This is a genomic window from Pseudonocardia sp. DR1-2 (genome assembly GCF_023717215.1).
Lineage (GTDB): Bacteria > Actinomycetota > Actinomycetes > Mycobacteriales > Pseudonocardiaceae > Pseudonocardia > Pseudonocardia alni.
Genome location: NZ_JAMQOF010000012.1, coordinates 29387 through 45706, shown reverse-complemented (window position 1 = coordinate 45706; position 16320 = coordinate 29387). Strand labels below are relative to the sequence as shown.

3 protein-coding genes are annotated in these 16320 nt (G+C 76.6%); all 3 read left to right on the top strand.

Going from position 1 to position 16320, the window contains the following annotated elements; translation table 11 throughout:
- Nucleotides 1–47 precede the first annotated feature (47 nt).
- The 3 genes from ND486_RS29450 to ND486_RS26665 are packed head-to-tail and all read left to right on the top strand — an operon-like array spanning nt 48 to nt 16299.
- Nucleotides 48–14261 (top strand): non-ribosomal peptide synthetase, encoded by a 14214-nt coding sequence (locus ND486_RS29450; protein ID WP_285899350.1) that lies wholly within the window; start codon nt 48–50, stop codon nt 14259–14261.
- Nucleotides 14261–15619, top strand: coding sequence for an MFS transporter (locus tag ND486_RS26670; RefSeq protein ID WP_251787102.1), 1359 nt, complete (start codon nt 14261–14263; stop codon nt 15617–15619). The genes ND486_RS29450 and ND486_RS26670 overlap by 1 nt, the downstream gene beginning before the upstream one ends.
- Nucleotides 15616–16299, top strand: coding sequence for a formyltransferase family protein (locus ND486_RS26665; protein WP_251787101.1), 684 nt, complete (start codon nt 15616–15618; stop codon nt 16297–16299). Before ND486_RS26670 ends, ND486_RS26665 begins: the two co-directional genes overlap by 4 nt.
- The last annotated feature ends 21 nt before the right edge of the window (nt 16300–16320 follow it).

Below are 16320 nucleotides of genomic sequence, written 5' to 3'. Positions count from 1 at the left end.
GAACGACCGCACCCATCCGTCCCGCCCGGGACACCGGAGGCCACACCATGACCAGTCTCGACGAGCGCAAGCGCGCCCTGATCGCCCGGCGCCTGGCCGAGGCCGGCCTGCGCCGCAGCGACCCCGCCGCCGCGCCGCGCCGGGCCGGTCGGACCGAGTTCCCGCTGTCGTTCGCGCAGCGGCGGATGTGGCTGCACCACCAGATCGTGCCGGACAGCACCGCGTTCAACCTGTGCATCGAGCTGACCCTCGACGGGGACCCGGACGAGACGGCCCTGCGGGCGGCGTTCGACGCGCTGGTGGCCCGGCACGAGGTGCTGCGCACGACCTACCACGCCGGCGACGACGGCGACCCGTTCCAGCGGGTGCACGACACGCTCGGCTACCCCTGGGAGGTCCTCGACGCGCCCGGGACCGACGCCGCCGCGCGTCGTGCGTGGGTCCGCGAACTGGCCCGCGAGCGGGCGTCGCGGCCCTACGACCTCGCCGCGGACTCCGCGCTGCGGGTGGCGGTGGTCCGGGAGGGCGCGGCGCGCACGACGGTGCTGCTGCAGGTCCACCACATCGCCTGGGACGGCCTCACCTTCGCCGTGATCTCCCGCGACCTGGAGCGTGCCTACCGGCAGGCTCGGGACGGGGCGGTGACCACGACCCCGCCGCCGCGTCAGGTCGCGGACTTCGCCGACGCCGAACAGCGGGCCTGGGCCGGCGGCGACGGGGGCGCCGGGGCCGACGCCGCGTACTGGCGGGAGCAGCTCGCCGAGCCGGTGCCCGCGCTGTTCGACCGGCTGCCCGCCGAGGACCCGGCGGCGGACGTCGAGGCGGGGGGACGGGTGGACCGGCGCTTCTCCCCGGCCGCCGCCCAGGCCGTGCGGGAGCTGTCCGCGCAGCTGGGCACGACGCCGTACACGGTGGTGCTCGCCTGCTACAGCGCCGTGCTGAGCCGGTTCGCCGGGACCGGTGACGTCGCCGTCGGCACCGCCGTCGTCAACCGCGAGGACAGCGGGGTCACCGAGCTCGTCGGCAACTTCGGCAACCTCGTGGTGCTGCGCTCGGCCGTGCGGCCCGACGACACCGTCCGGTCGCTCACCGGCCGGGTGGCGGCCGTGGCGGCCGACGGGTTCGGGCACCAGGGTTTCCCCTACGACCGGCTCGTCGAGCTGCTGAACCCGTCGGCGTCCGGGCAGGCCCGCTCGCTGTTCGAGGCCCAGCTGCTGTTCCTCACCCAGAAGCTGCACGGCCCGCAGCTGCCCGGCACCACCACGAGCTGGCTGCGCACCGACAACGGCACCGCCCAGCACCCGCTGGCACTGGAGGTGTTCCTCACCGACGACGGCTTCGACGTCGAGGCCACCTACGCCGCGGCGCACCTCACCGCGGACGCGGTGTCCACCCTGCTGGCCGACCTGGAGGCGCTGCTCGAGGACGCCGGGGACGACCCGGACCGCCGGCTCGCCGACATCTTCACCACCCGCCCGGTGCACCGGTCGGTCACCGGCACCGACGGCGGGCCCCGCTGGACCCCGGCGGACGCGCTCGGCCCGGGCGCCGCCGCCCGCGCCGGCGAGGTGGCCCTGGTCGGCGCGCCCGCCCCCGGCCGTGCACCGGTGGAGGTCACCGTCGCCGAGCTCGACGACGCCGCCGACCGCGTCGCCGCCGCGCTGCGTGCGCGCGGCATCGGCCCGGAGGACCGGGTCGCCGTGCTGCTGCCCCGCACCACCGGCCTGGCCACCGCGGTGCTGGGTGTGCTCCGCGCCGGCGCGGTCCTCGTGCCGGTGGACCCCGGCTATCCGGCCGCACGGATCCGGCACGTGCTCACCGACTCCGCGCCCGCCCTGGTGGTCACCGACGGTGCCGTCACCGCACCCGCCGGCGCGGCCGGTGCGGCCACGGCGACCGTCGCGGACCTGTCGACGGGCCCGGCCCCGGACCGGCCGTTCGACCGGCCGCATCCCGATCAGGCCGCCTACCTCGTGTACACCTCCGGCTCGACCGGTGTGCCGAAGGGCGTGCTCGGCACGCACCGTGGCCTGGCCCGGCGGCTGGACTGGGCGGACCGCGCCTGGCCGGTGGAGCCCGGTGACGTCCGGGTCGCCAAGAGCTCGATCGCCTTCATCGACGGGGTCACCGAGCTGCTCGCCGCACTGGCCGGTGGGGCGCGGGTGCTCGTCGCCGACGACGCCACCGCGACCGAGCCGGAGGCGCTGGCCCGGCTGCTGCGCACCGAGCCGGTCGCGCAGGTCACCGCCGTCCCGTCGCTGGTGTCGGTGCTCGCCGAGACCCCCGGCCCGGTCGCGGTGCGCCGCTGGGTCTGCTCCGGCGAGCCGCTGACGGCCACGGCCGTCGCGGCCGCGCGGGCGTGGGCGCCCGGCTCGGTCGTCGTGAACTCCTACGGCTCCTCCGAGGTCGCCGGTGACGTGCTCGCCGGCGAGGTCGTCGGCGACGAGCGCGTCACCGCCGGCCGCGTGGTGCCCGGCAGCACGGTCGTGCTGCTCGACCGGTTCCTGGCCCCGGTGCCCGACGGCGTCGTCGGCGAGCTCTACGTCGGCGGTGAGCAGGTGGCCCGCGGCTACACCGGACGGGCGGGTGAGACCGCCGCCCGGTTCGTCGCCGACCCCGCGGTGCCCGGTGCCCGGCTCTACCGCACCGGTGACCTGGCCCGCCGCCTGCCCGACGGCCGGTTCGAGCTGCTCGGCCGCGCCGACGACCAGGTCACCGTGCGCGGGGTGCGGGTCGAACCCGGCGAGGTGGAGGCCGTCCTCGTCGCGCAGCCGGGCGTGCGGTCGGCCGTGGTCGTCGCCCGCACGGTCGGCGACGGACCGTCCCTGGTCGCCTACGTCGTCCCGGCCGAACACGCCGACGAGCCCGTGGGCGAGGACCTGCGCGCGGCCGTGGCGCAGCGGTTGCCGTCGCAGTTCGTGCCGGCCGCGGTCGTCGTGCTCCCGGAGCTGCCGCGCACCCCCGGTGGCAAGATCGACAAGCGGGCGCTGCCGGCGCCCGGCCGCGTCCACGCCGGCTCACGGCCGCCCGGCGACGACCGTGAACGCGCGCTGTGCGCCCTGTTCTCCGAGCTCCTCGACCGCACCGGCATCGGCGTCGACGACGACTTCTTCGCCCTCGGCGGGCACTCGCTGTCCGCGCTGCGCCTGGCCAACCGGGTGCAGGCACGGCTCGGCGCCCCGGTCACGGTGCCCGACGTCTTCGCCCGCCCGACCGTCGCCGGTCTCGCCACGCTGGTCGCCGGCCGGGACCCCGCCGGGACCGAGGACCGGGACCCGGCGACGGCCGACGGCCCGGTCCGCCGCCCGGACACCGCACCCGCGGTCCTCGCGCCCGCCCAGCACCCGATGTGGACGCTCTACCGGATGCAGGGGCCGGGCGCGGCCTACAACGTCCCGCGCGAGTGGACCGTCGACGGCCCGTTCGACGCCGGGGCGTTCCGCGCGGCGCTGCACGACGTCGTCGCCCGGCACGAGGCCCTGCGCACGACCTACGGCGAGACCGCCGACGGCACGGTGACCGTGCACGTCCATCCGGCCGGTGAGCTGCCGGTCCACGTCGGGACGGGTGCCGGCGACGAGGCGGGCGCCGACGCGACGCTCGCCGCGCTCGTCGGGCACCGCTTCGACCTGGAGCGCGAGGCCCCGGTCCGTGCCGAGGTCGTCCGCACCGCCGCCGACCGCCACCGCATCGGGCTCGTGTGTCACCACATCGCCGTCGACGAGTGGTCCCTGCGGGTCCTGCTCGCCGACCTCGGCACCGCCTACGCCGCCCGCCGCGCCGGGCGCACCCCCTCCCTGCCCGCACCGCCGCTGCGCCACGGCGACGTCGCCGCCTGGCAGGCCGGGCTCGTCGGGACCCCGCAGGAGCCCACCGACCGGGCCCGGCGCCAGCTGGACTTCTGGGCCGACCGGCTGACCGGCGCGCCGCCGGTCACCACGCTCCCCACCGACCGGCCCCGGCCCGAGGCGCCCGGCGGAGGCGGTGCCGAGCTCCGCACCGAGTTCGGCCCCGAGCTGGCCGCGGCGCTCGGCGCCGCCGCCCAGCGGCACGGGACCAGCATGTTCATGCTGCTGCACGGCGCGCTGGCCGTGCTGCTCGAGGCGCACGCCGACGCCGACCGCGACCCCGGCGACGACGCCGGTGACGCCGTCGTCATCGGCACCCCGGTCTCGGCGCGGCGGCACGCGGGCGCCGAGGACGTCGTCGGGTTCGCGCTCACCACCCTCGCGCTGCGGCTGGACCTGCACGGCGACCCGACCCTGGCCGAGGTCCTGGACCGGGCCCGCACCGCGGACCTGGCCGCGATGGAGCACGCCGACGTCCCCTTCGACCGCGTCGTCGACCGGGTCGCCCCCGAGCGGGGCGCGGCCTCTCCGCTGTTCCAGGTGGAGCTGCTCTACCTGCGCACCGACCCCGACCGCAGCGAGCTCGACCTCGACGGCGCCGTCACCACGGCGGTGCGCACCGGCACCGGCTCGGCGAAGTTCGACGCGACCTTCGCCTTCCACGAGTCGGTCACCGACGCGGGCGACCCGCGGCTCGGCGTGATCGTCGAGTACGCCACCGAGCTCTACGACGCCACGACGATCGAGGCGGTCATCGCACGGCTGGAGCGGCTGCTGGAGCTGGTCGCCTCGGCTCCCGGGACCCGGCTCTCGCAGCTGCGGCTCGACCCGCCCGCCCCGGGACCCGACCCGGCACCGACCGGTGCCGACGGTCTCCCGGCCACCCTCGCCGCGCTGTTCACCGCGACCGTCGCGGCCCGGCCCGACGCCCCCGCACTGGTCGCGGGGGCGGAACGGCTGACCTGGGCAGGGCTCGCCGACCGCGCCGGGCGGCTGGCCGCCGTGCTCGTCGCCGACGGGGTCCGCCCGGGGGACCGGGTCGCCGTCGGTGTCCCGCGCGGCGCCGACATGGTCGTCGCGATGCTCGCCGTCGCCCTGGCCGGGGCCACCGCGGTGCCGCTGGACGTCGAGTCCCCGGCGAGCCGCCTCGCACTGATCGTCGGTGACGCCCGGCCGCACTGCCTGCTGGCCGTCGCCACGACCCCGGGGGCCGTGACCGGTCTCGGCCCCCGCGTCGTCGCCGTCGACGCGGTCGCCCCGGACGTCGCCGCTCTGCCCGGGCCCGTGACCGTCCCCGCCGCGCAGCCGGCGTACGTCGTCTACACGTCCGGGTCCACCGGGCGTCCCAAGGGCGTCGAGGTCCCGCACCGCGCGGTGCTGTCGCTGCTGGCGGCGACCGTCGCACCCGGCGGCACCATGGACGTCACCGCCGACGACGTGTTCTCCCTGGTCCACTCGATCGCCTTCGACGTCTCGGTGTTCGAGCTGTGGGGCGCGGTCGCGACCGGCGCGACGGTCGTCGTCGTCGACGGCGACACCGCCCGCGACCCGGAACGCCTCTGGGCGCTGATCGCGGCCGAGCGGGTCAGCGTGCTCAGCCAGACGCCCTCGGCGTTCGGGCCCCTGGCCCTCGCCGAGCCGGCCGGCTCCGCCGTCGCCGAGAGCCTGCGCTACGTCGTGTTCGCCGGGGAGGCGCTCGAACCGCGGCTGCTGCGGGACTGGTGCGCCCGGCACACCCCCGGCGCCCCGGTGCTGGCCAATCTCTACGGCATCACCGAGACCACCGTGCACACCACCTACCGCGAGATCGGCACCGCGGACCTCGACCGGCCGGTCAGCCCGGTCGGGGGTCCCCTCGCCGGGCTGCAGGTGCGGCTGCTCGACCGGCGGCTGCGACCGGTACCGCCGGGCGTCGTCGGCGAGATCCACGTCGCCGGTGCCCAGCTGGCCCAGGGCTACGCCGACCGCCCCGGCCTCACCGCCGTCCGGTTCGTCGCCGACCCCGACGGCCCGCCCGGCACCCGGCTCTACCGCTCCGGTGACCTCGCCCGGTTCGACCGGGCCGGTGAGCTGGAGTTCGCCGGCCGCGCCGACGAGCAGGTGAAGATCCGCGGCTACCGCGTCGAGCTGGGCGAGGTCGACGCCGGCCTGCTCGCGCTGCCCGGGATCGCGCAGGCGGTCACCCGGGTGCACACCGGCACCGACCCCGCCGACCGGCGGCTCGTCGGCTACGTCGTGCCCGCCCCCGGTGCCGCGGCCGACCCCGCCGCGCTGCGCAGCGCCCTGGGCGACCTCCTGCCCGGCTACATGGTCCCCGCCGCGATCGTCGTCCTGGACCGGCTGCCGCTGACCGTCAACGGCAAGCTCGACCGCCGCGCACTGCCCGAACCCGAGTTCGGCGGCGGCCCCGCCGCGACGGACCGCGAGCCCGCCGACGACGTCGAGCGGACCCTGTGCGCCGCCTTCGCCCACGTCCTCGGAGCCGGCCGGGTCGGCCCGGACGACGACTTCTTCGCCCTCGGCGGCGACAGCATCCTCGCCACCCGGGTCGTGCGGACCGTGCGCGAGGCCGGGCTCGACGTCCGCACCGCGCACGTGTTCGCCCACCGGACCCCGGCCGGGATGGCCCGCGCCGCGGGCACGGCGCCGCGGGCGGCCCGCGCCGACACCCGCCCGCTGCGCGACCTGCTCGGGCTCGGCCCGGCCGACGTCGCGGCGCTCGGCGAGCGGGTCGGCGGCACCGCGACCGACGTCTGGCCGCTGTCGCCGCTGCAGGAGGGGCTGTACTTCCAGTCCGTCTACGACACCTCCGACACCTCCGGGTCCGCGGCGGGCGGCGACGTCTACATCCTGCAGACCGTGTTCACCCTGGACCGGGCCCTGGACCGGGAGCGGCTGGAGGAAGCGCTGGCCCGGTTGGCCGCGGCCACGCCGCTGCTGCGGGTCGCGTTCACCACCGACGACCGGGGCCGCCCGGTCCAGGTCGTCCGTGACCACCTGCCGGCGCTGCCGGTCGGGGAGCGGTCCGCCGGATCCCTGGACGAGGCCCGGGCTCTGGCCGCGGCCGAGCGGGCGCGGCCGATCCCGCTCGACGCGCCGCCGCTGTTCCGCCTGCTCCTCGTGCACCTGCCCGACGGCCGGGACCGGCTGGTGCTGACCAACCACTTCCAGCTGTTCGACGGCGCCTCGGCCATGCGCGTGGCGGACCGCCTGCTCACCCTGCACGACGGCGGCGAGCCGCCGGCGGCGCCCGGCTACGACGAGTACCTGCGCTGGACCGCCGACCAGGACGAGAAGACCTCGCGCGAGGTGTGGGCGCGAGCCTACGCCGACCTCACCGCCCCCACCCTGGTCGCGGGGGAGGAGCAGCGGTCCTTCACCGAGCCGTCGTCGCGGATCGGGACCCGGCTCGGGGTCCCGCTCTCCGACCGGGTCCGGGCCGTCGCCGCCGGGCACGGGGTCACCGTCAACACCGTCCTGATCGCGGCGCTCGGCGTCGTGCTCGGGCACGCCACCGGCGGCGACGACGTCGTCCTCGGCACCCCGATGGCCGTCGCCCCGGACGAGATCGCCGGCATGGAGCACGCCGTCGGGCTGTTCCTCAACACGGTCCCCGTCCGGGTCCGGCTCGCCCCCACCGACACCGGCGCCGACGTGCTGCGCCGGCTCGGCGACGAGCGCGCCGGGCTCGTCGCGCACGAGTACCTCGGGCTGGGGCAGATCCAGCAGGCCACCGGCCGGCCGCGGCTGTTCGACACCCTGTTCACGCTGCGCAACGCCTGGGACGCCTTCGCCGAGGCCGCGCAGCGGCACGGGATGGCCGACGTCGAGACCCTCGACGACTCGCACTTCCCGCTGTCGTTCGCAGTGAACCCGTTCGACGACATGGAGCTGACCGTCGACCACCGGCCGGAGGCCGTCGACACCGGCACGGCCCGGCAGCTGATGGACCGCTTCGTCGCCGTGCTCGACGCCCTCACCGCCACTCCGGGCGCACCGCTGGCCACGATCGACCCGGGCGTCGCGCCGCACACCGACGACACCGCCGCCCCGGTCCCCGACGCGACGATCGCCGAGCTGCTCGCCGAGCGTGCGGCGCGCTGCCCGGAGCGCACCGCGCTGGTCGCGGGGGAGTCCCGGCTGAGCTTCGCCGAGCTCGACGCACAGGTCACCCGCACCGCGCGGGTCCTGCGGTCCCGCGGCGCCGGACCCGAGACCGTCGTGGCACTCGGACTGCCACGCTCGACCGCCAACGTCGTCGCGCTGTTCGCGGTGCTGCGGGCCGGGGCGGCCTACGTGCCGCTGGAGCTGGACCACCCCGACGACCGGCTCGCCGAGATCCTCACCGCCTCGGGTGCGTCGCTGCTGGTCACCGACTCGACCGTCGCGCCGCGCTTCGACCGGGCCGTCCCGCAGGTGCGCCTGGACGAACCGGGCCTGTTCGACGGTGTCCCGGACACCCCGCTGACCGCCGAGGAGCTGGGGTCGTTCGCCCCCGGCACCCCGGGCCGCCTCGACCACCCCGCGTACGTGATCTTCACCTCGGGGTCGACCGGGAAGCCCAAGGGTGTGGTGACCCCGTTCCGCGGGCTCACGAACATGCAGGTCAACCACCGCCGGGAGATCTTCGCGCCCACCGTCGACGCGGCGGGTGGCCGGGTGCTGCGGATCGCGCACACGGTGTCGTTCGCGTTCGACATGTCCTGGGAGGAACTGCTCTGGCTGGTCGAGGGCCATGAGGTCCACGTCTGCGACGAGCAGCTGCGCCGGGATGCGGAGCGTCTGGTCGCCTACTGCGCCGAGCACGCGGTCGACGTCGTGAACGTGACCCCGACCTACGCCCACCACCTGTTCGCCGCCGGCCTGCTCGACGGCCCGCACGTCCCGCCGCTCGTGCTGCTCGGCGGCGAGGCCGTCCCGGAGTCGGTGTGGACCCGCCTGCGCGACACCGACGGGACGTGGGGCTACAACCTCTACGGCCCCACCGAGTACACGATCAACACCCTCGGCGCCGGCACGAGCGACAGCCCGACCTCCACCGTCGGCACCGCGATCACCAACACCACGGCCCACGTCCTCGACGGCTGGCTGCGCCCGGTGCCCGACGGCGTGATCGGGGAGCTGTACATCGCCGGGACCGGCCTGGCCCGTGGCTACCTGGGCCGGCCGGGCCTCACCGCGGAGCGGTTCGTCGCCGACCCGTGGACCCCGGGCGCCCGGATGTACCGCACCGGTGACCTGGTGCGACGCCGTCCCGACGGGAACCTGGACTTCCTGGGCCGCAGCGACGACCAGCTCAAGATCCGCGGCTACCGGGTGGAACCGGCCGAGATCGAGACCGCGCTGAGCGCCGCCGACGGTGTCTCCCAGGCCGCCGTCGTCGCCCGCCCGCACCCCGAGGTCCCCGGCCAACGGCGCCTCGCGGCCTACCTCGTCGGCACCGCGACACCCGAGGCGGCCCGCGAGGCCGTCGCGCGGACCCTGCCCGACTACATGGTCCCGACCCTCTGGGCCGTGGTCGAGAAGCTCCCGCTGACCGTCAACGGGAAGCTCGACGTCGCCGCGCTGCCCGAGCCGGCGGCGATCGCCCCCACCGGCGGCCGCGCACCGCGCACGCCCCTGGAGGAGACCCTCTGCTCGATCGTCGCCGAGGTGGTGGGCGTCGACGGGGTCGGCCCCGACGACGACTTCTTCGACCTCGGCGGGGACAGCATCTCCGCGCTCGCCCTGGCCAACCGGGCCCGCAAGGCGGGGCTCCGGATCCGGCCCCGGCACGTGTTCGAGGCCCGCACCGTCACCCGGCTCGCCCCCTACGGCAGCCGCACCGCCGCCGCGCGCCCGGCCCTGCGGCCCGTGCAGCACGACGGACCCGAGCGGGAGATCTCGGCCGGGCAGCGGCAGATGCTCGCGCTGTCGCGGGTCGGCGGCCCCAGCGCGGTCTACAACGTGCCGGGCGTCCTGCGCCTGCACGGCCCGCTCGACACCGACGCGCTGCGCGCCGCCTGGCTCGACGTCCTCGGACGGCACGAGGTGCTGCGCACGACCTACCCCGACGGCACGACCACGGCCCGGGTGCTCGACCTCGACGCCGTCGGCCCGGCGATCACCGCCGAGCGGATCGACGCCGGCGACCTCGACGAACGGATCGAGGCCGCGGTGCGCGCCCCGTTCGACCTGGCCCGTGCGATACCCGCCCGCGTCACCCTGTTCGAGCTGGGCCCCGACGAGCACGTCCTGGTCGCGGTGCTGCACCACATCGCCGTCGACGAGTGGTCCTGGCGCCCCCTCATCGACGACCTCCAGACCGCCTACCGGGCACGGCTGCGCTCCGGCCCGGACGCGCCGTCGTCGCTGCCCGTGCCGGCCGTCCGCTACGCCGACTTCGCCGCCTGGCAGCGCGACTGCCTCGCCGACGGGTCGGACACCTCCGCCGCGGCGCAGCTGGACTTCTGGCGGACCACGCTGACCGGCGCCCCGGTCGAGACCACGCTGCCGGTCGACCGGCCGCGTCCCGCCGCCCCCACCGGAGCCGGCGACGCCGTGCCGGTCGAGGTCGGCCCGGAGCTCACCGCCGAGCTCCACCGGCTCGCCCGCTCGCACGACGTCACCGTGTTCATGCTGCTGCACGCCGCGCTCGCCGTGCTGCTGTCCCGGCACACCGGGTCACCCGACGTCGTCGTCGGCACCCCGATCTCGACCCGCTTCGACCCGGCGCTCGACGACGCGGTGGGCTACTTCCTCAACACCCTCGCCCTGCGAACCGACGTGGCCCCCGACCACACGGTGGCCGAGCTGCTGCGCGCGGTACGGGGCGCCGACCTCGACGCCTACGACCGGGCCGACGTGCCCTTCTCCGACGTCGTGGCGGCCGTGGCCCCGGACCGGGCGCCCGGGCGCAGCCCCCTGTTCCAGGTCATGGTGGTGTGCCTGGGCGGCGACGCGAACGCCCTGACCCCCCGCCTCGACGGCGTGGACGCGAGCGCCGACGTGGTCCGCACGGGCACGGCGAAGTTCGACGCGTCGTTCAACTTCACCGACACCCCCGACCTGCTGTCCGGCGTCGTCGAGTACTCCACGGACCTGTTCGACCGGTCCACGATGGAGCGCGTCGCCGACCGGATGGTCGCGGTGCTGCGGGCCTTCGCCGACGACCCGGGCCGTCCGGTGGGGTCGATCGACGTCCTCGCCCCGGCCGACCACGCCGACGCCGTCGCGCGTGCGGCCTCCGCGGTCGTCGACGTCCCGGACGTCACGATCGCGGAGCTGCTCGCCGAGCGTGCGGCGACCTGCCCGCAGCGCACCGCACTGGTCTCCGGCGACGAGCGCGTCACCTTCGCCGCGTTCGACGCCCGCGTGACCCGGCTGGCCCGCGTCCTGCGCTCCCGCGGGGCCGGCCCGGAGACGGTCGTGGCACTGGGTCTGCCGCGCTCGGTGGACAACGTCGTGGCGTTGTTCGCGGTGCTGCGGGCGGGGGCGGCCTACGTGCCGCTGGAGCTGGACCACCCCGACGATCGGCTCGCCGAGATCCTCACCGCCTCGGGTGCCGCACTGCTGGTCACCGACTCGGCCGTGGCCGCGCGGTTCGACGGTGGGGTGGAGCAGGTGCGTCTGGACGAGCCCGGGCTGTTCGACGGTGTCCCGGACACCCCGCTGTCCGCCGAGGAGCTGGGCGCCTTCGCGCCCGGCACCCCGGGCCGGTTGGACCACCCGGCGTACGTGATCTTCACGTCGGGGTCGACGGGGAAGCCGAAGGGTGTGGTGACCCCGTTCCGGGGGTTGACGAACATGCAGGTCAACCACCGCCGGGAGATCTTCGCGCCGACGGTCGACGCGGCGGGTGGCCGGGTGCTGCGGATCGCGCACACGGTGTCGTTCGCGTTCGACATGTCCTGGGAGGAGCTCCTGTGGCTGGTCGAGGGCCATGAGGTGCACGTCTGCGACGAGCAGCTGCGCCGGGATGCGGAGCGTCTGGTGGCCTACTGCGCCGAGCACGCGGTCGACGTCGTGAACGTGACCCCGACCTACGCCCACCACCTGTTCGCGGCCGGGTTCCTCGACGGGGCGCACGTCCCGCCGCTGGTCCTGCTCGGTGGGGAGGCGGTCCCGGAGTCGGTGTGGTCGCGGCTGCGCGAGACCGACGGGACGTGGGGCTACAACCTGTACGGGCCCACCGAGTACACGATCAACACGCTCGGGGCGGGCACCACCGACAGCGCCACGTCGACCGTGGGCACGGCGATCACCAACACCGTCGCGCACGTCCTCGACGGGTGGCTGCGCCCGGTGCCCGACGGCGTCGTCGGAGAGCTCTACATCGCCGGGACCGGGCTGGCCCGTGGCTACCTGGACCGGCCGGGCCTCACCGCGGAGCGGTTCGTCGCCGACCCGTGGACCCCGGGGGAGCGGATGTACCGCACGGGTGACCTGGTGCGACGTCGTCAGGACGGGAACCTGGACTTCCTGGGCCGCAGCGACGACCAGCTGAAGATCCGCGGCTACCGGGTGGAACCGGCGGAGGTCGAGACCGCGCTGGGCGCGGTGGACGGTGTCTCCCAGGCAGCCGTCGTCGCCCGCACGACCGGGACGACGAAGCGGCTGGCGGCCTACCTGGTGGGCCGGGCCGACGTGGAGACGGTCCGCGACGCGGTGGCCCGCGTGCTGCCCGACTACATGGTGCCCACCCTGTGGGCGGTCGTCGACGCGCTGCCGCTGACCGTCAACGGCAAGCTCGACACCGGCGCACTGCCCGAGCCCGCCCCGGTCGCCCGGCGTGCCTCCCGCGCCCCGCGCACCCCGCTCGAGGAACGGCTGTGCACGATCGTCGCCGACGTCCTCGGGCTCGACACGGTCGGCATCGACGACGACTTCTTCGGTCTCGGCGGCGACAGCCTCGGCGCCATCGACATCGCCACCACCGCCCGGCGCGAGGGCATCGAGCTGCGCGTGCGGGACCTGCTCGTCGCCGGGACGGTCGCCGCGGTCGCGGCGGCGCTCGACCGCGGCGACGGTGACGCCGGCGAGGGCGACGACACGGTCGGTACGGCGGGCACGGCCGCCGCCGGGCCGTCGGCCACCCCGGCCACCGAGGAGCCCGGCACCGTCCCGCTCACCCCGGTCCTGTCCTGGCTCGGGTCCCTGGGCGGCCCGGTGGCCGGCCGGGCGCAGGCGGTGCTCGTCACCACCCCCTCCGGGTTCGGCGCCGACGACCTCACCGCGCTGGCCGACGCCCTGCTCACCCGGCACCCGGTGCTGCGCTCGGCCCTGGAGACCGGCTCCGACGGGCACTGGACGGGTCTGCGGATCCTCCCGCGCCGCGACGCCGACCCGGCGGCGCTGGTCCGGCGGGTGCCCGTCGACCCGGCCGCCGGGGACGACGCGCTCACCCGCGCCGTCACCGCGGCGACCCGCACCGCCCGCGCCGAGCTCGACGCCGGACCCGGCGGGATGCTGCGCCTGCTCTGGTTCGACCGCGGCACCGCACCGGGCAGGCTCGCGGTCGTCGCGCACCACCTCGCGGTGGACGGGACGTCCTGGCGGGTGCTCGCCGAGGACATCGCCACCCACGGCACCGCGGCCGGACCGGCACCCGAGGCCACCGGCTTCGCCGCGTTCGCCGCACGGCTGCACGCGCACGGCGCGGGCCCCGGGGTCCGCGCCGAGGCCGGGTTCTGGCAGGAGGTCCTCGACGCGGCCGCCCCGCTGCCCGTGCGGCGCCCGCGCGACGGGGGCGACACCCACGCGACCGTCCGCGAGACCACCTCGTCCTGTCCCGGCGACGTCGTCACGGCGCTCGCGCGGCGCCACGGCACCGGGGCCGAGGCGGTGCTCCTCGCCGCGCTCGGCGAGGCCCTCACCGTCACCGGACCCGACGGGCCCGTGCTGGTCGACCTGGAGCACCACGGCCGCGCCGAGGAGCTCGGACCCGACGTCGACCTCGCCCGCACGGTCGGCTGCCTCACCGTGCTCGCCCCGGTCCCCGCGCACGGCAGCCCCGGCCCGGAGGTGCCCGACGCGGCCGCGGCGCTCACCCGGGCCCGCGACGCCGTCGCCGCGCCTCCCGGGCGGGGCCTGGGCTGGGGCCTGCTGCGGTACCCGGCCGAGGGCACGCCACGGGTCACCGGGCCGGGAGCGGAGGTCGCGCTGAACTGGCTCGGTCGCACCACCCGGCCCGCCGGGACCGCGGGCGGCGGCTGGGAGCTCGCCCCCGAGCAGGACGCGGTGCGGGTCGGACCCGCGCCCGGCGTGCGGACCGGGCACTCGCTCGTCGTCGACGTGCTGGTGCGCGACACCCCCGGGGGCCCCGTGCTGGAGGCGACGTTCGGCCACCCCACCGGTGTCCTCGACGCCGCCACGGTCGACCGGGTCGCGGCCCGCTGGGCCGAGGTCCTCACGACCTGGGCGGGGCGTCGCTGATGGCGTCCCTGCTGGTCGACGTCAGCCCGCTGCGCGAGGACCGGACGTTCCGCAACCTGTTCGTCGCCCGGACCATCCTGCTGTTCGGGGTGGGGATCGTCGCGGTCACCGTGCCGCTGGAGGTGTACGCCCGCACGGGGTCCACCCCGGTCGTCGGGATGGTGACCGCGATCGAGTCGGCGGCGTTCGTCGTCGGCTACCTCGGCGGCGGGGTCCTCGCCGACCGGGTCGACCGCTGGCTGCTGGTGCGGGTCACCTGGCTGGTCAGCGGGACGACGTTCGCCGGGCTCGCGGTGAACGCCGCCTGGATCGGCTCGACCCCGCTGACCGCCGCGCTGGTCGCCGCGAACGGGTTGTCCGGCGCCACCTGCATCACCGCCATGCTCGCCGTGACCCCGTCCATCGTGGACCGGGCGAAGCTGCACGCGGTCGGCGCGCTGAACACCGTGTCGCTGCGGCTCGGCGCGGTCGTCGCACCGGCCGTCGGGGGCATCGTGTTCGCCGTCGCCTCCGCCGCCTGGAACTACACCGCGGGCGCGCTGGCCGCTGCGGCGACCTGGGTGCTGCTGATGGTCGCGCCACCGCCCGGCCGGGGACGGACCGCCGCGGCCGACCCGCCGCCGCCCATCGGGCCCGCACCCGGTGCCCCGGGGCCGCCCGGCACCGCCGCCGGCCCCGGGACCGACGCCACCGGCGACCGGTCGGTCGCCGACGGGCCGCCGGACCCGGCCGAGAGCCCGCTCGCCGCGCTGCGGTCCGGCGCCCGGTTCGCCGTCCGGGAGCCAGTGGTGTTCGGCGTGATGGTGGCCGGACTGGTCGGGATGGTCGGGGGCGGCTCGTTCGTGCTGGTCCCGGCCTTCGTCGAGGCCCGCTTCGGGGGCTCGTCCACCGTCGTCGGTCTCATGTACTCGGCGCTCGCCGCCGGGGTCGTGCTCGGCTCGCTGGGCAGCGGCTGGGTCCGGCGCAGCCCGCGGCCCGGCCGTCTGCTGCTGGTGCTGATGGTCGCCTGCTACGCCTGCTACGCGCTGGCGGGGGCGGCACCGACCGTCGCGCTGGTCCTCGCCGCGCTGGTCGCCGCCGGCGCCACGAACGCGATCGAGGAGGTGCTGCGGTACACGCTGCTGCAGCTCCGCACCCCCGACGCCCTGCTGGGCCGGGTGAACAGCCTGTTCGCCGCCCAGGCCATGACCGGCGCCGCGATCGGCGCCGTCGTCGCCGGGTCCGTCGGCGGCGTCGTCGGCGACGGCGACGCGCTCTGGGTCTACAACACCGTCACCGGCCTGGTCGCCGCCGCGACCGGGCTGCTGCTCGGACCGCTGCGCCGGGTCACCCGCGCATCCATCGAGGAGGAACGATGATCTTCGTCGGCGACGGCGCCCTGCTGTGGCGCGCCGTCCGGCACGCCCGGGCCGACGGCCACCCCGTCGACCTCGTGTGCCACGGGCCCCGCACCACCCCGCCGCCCGGGTTCGCCCCGGACGCGGCCCGCGCGGTCCACAGCGGGCACGACCTGGAGGAGCTCGCCGGGGAACTGGCCGCACGCTGTACCGACGGTCTGCTGTGGTCGATCGACAACCCGTTCCTGTTCCGGGAGAAGGTGCTGGCCTCGGGGCTGCGGCTGCTCAACGTGCACGGGGGGCCGCTGCCCTCCTACCGGGGGCTGCCACCGGTGACGGCGGCCTACGCCGTGCTGCACGGCGAGACCTCCTTCGCCGCGACCCTGCACGAGATCGACGCCGGCATCGACACCGGTCCGGTGCTGGCCGAGGCCCGGTTCCCGGTCGACCCCGACGCCGTCCTGGAGGACGTGCTGTCCGACCTCGTCGAGGCCGCGCACCGGGCGTTCACCGACAACCTCGCCGCGGTCGCCGACGGCACCGCCGGACCGGCCCGCACACCCGGGGGCGACCCCGGCTACTACGGGCTCGCCGAGGGACTCGAGCTCGCCGGGATGCGCGACCACCCCCGCTACGACCAGGCCACCGACCTGGGGATGTTCGCCGACTACTACCCCGACGCCGCGGCGGCCTGGGGCTGACCCGGCGACGACGCCACCCAC

Coding starts and splice junctions, on each gene's coding strand:
- ND486_RS26665 (WP_251787101.1), top strand. CDS start 15,616: ATGATCTTCGTCGGCGACGGCGCCCTGCTGTGGCGCGCCGTCCGGCAC.
- ND486_RS29450 (WP_285899350.1), top strand. CDS start 48: ATGACCAGTCTCGACGAGCGCAAGCGCGCCCTGATCGCCCGGCGCCTG.
- ND486_RS26670 (WP_251787102.1), top strand. CDS start 14,261: ATGGCGTCCCTGCTGGTCGACGTCAGCCCGCTGCGCGAGGACCGGACG.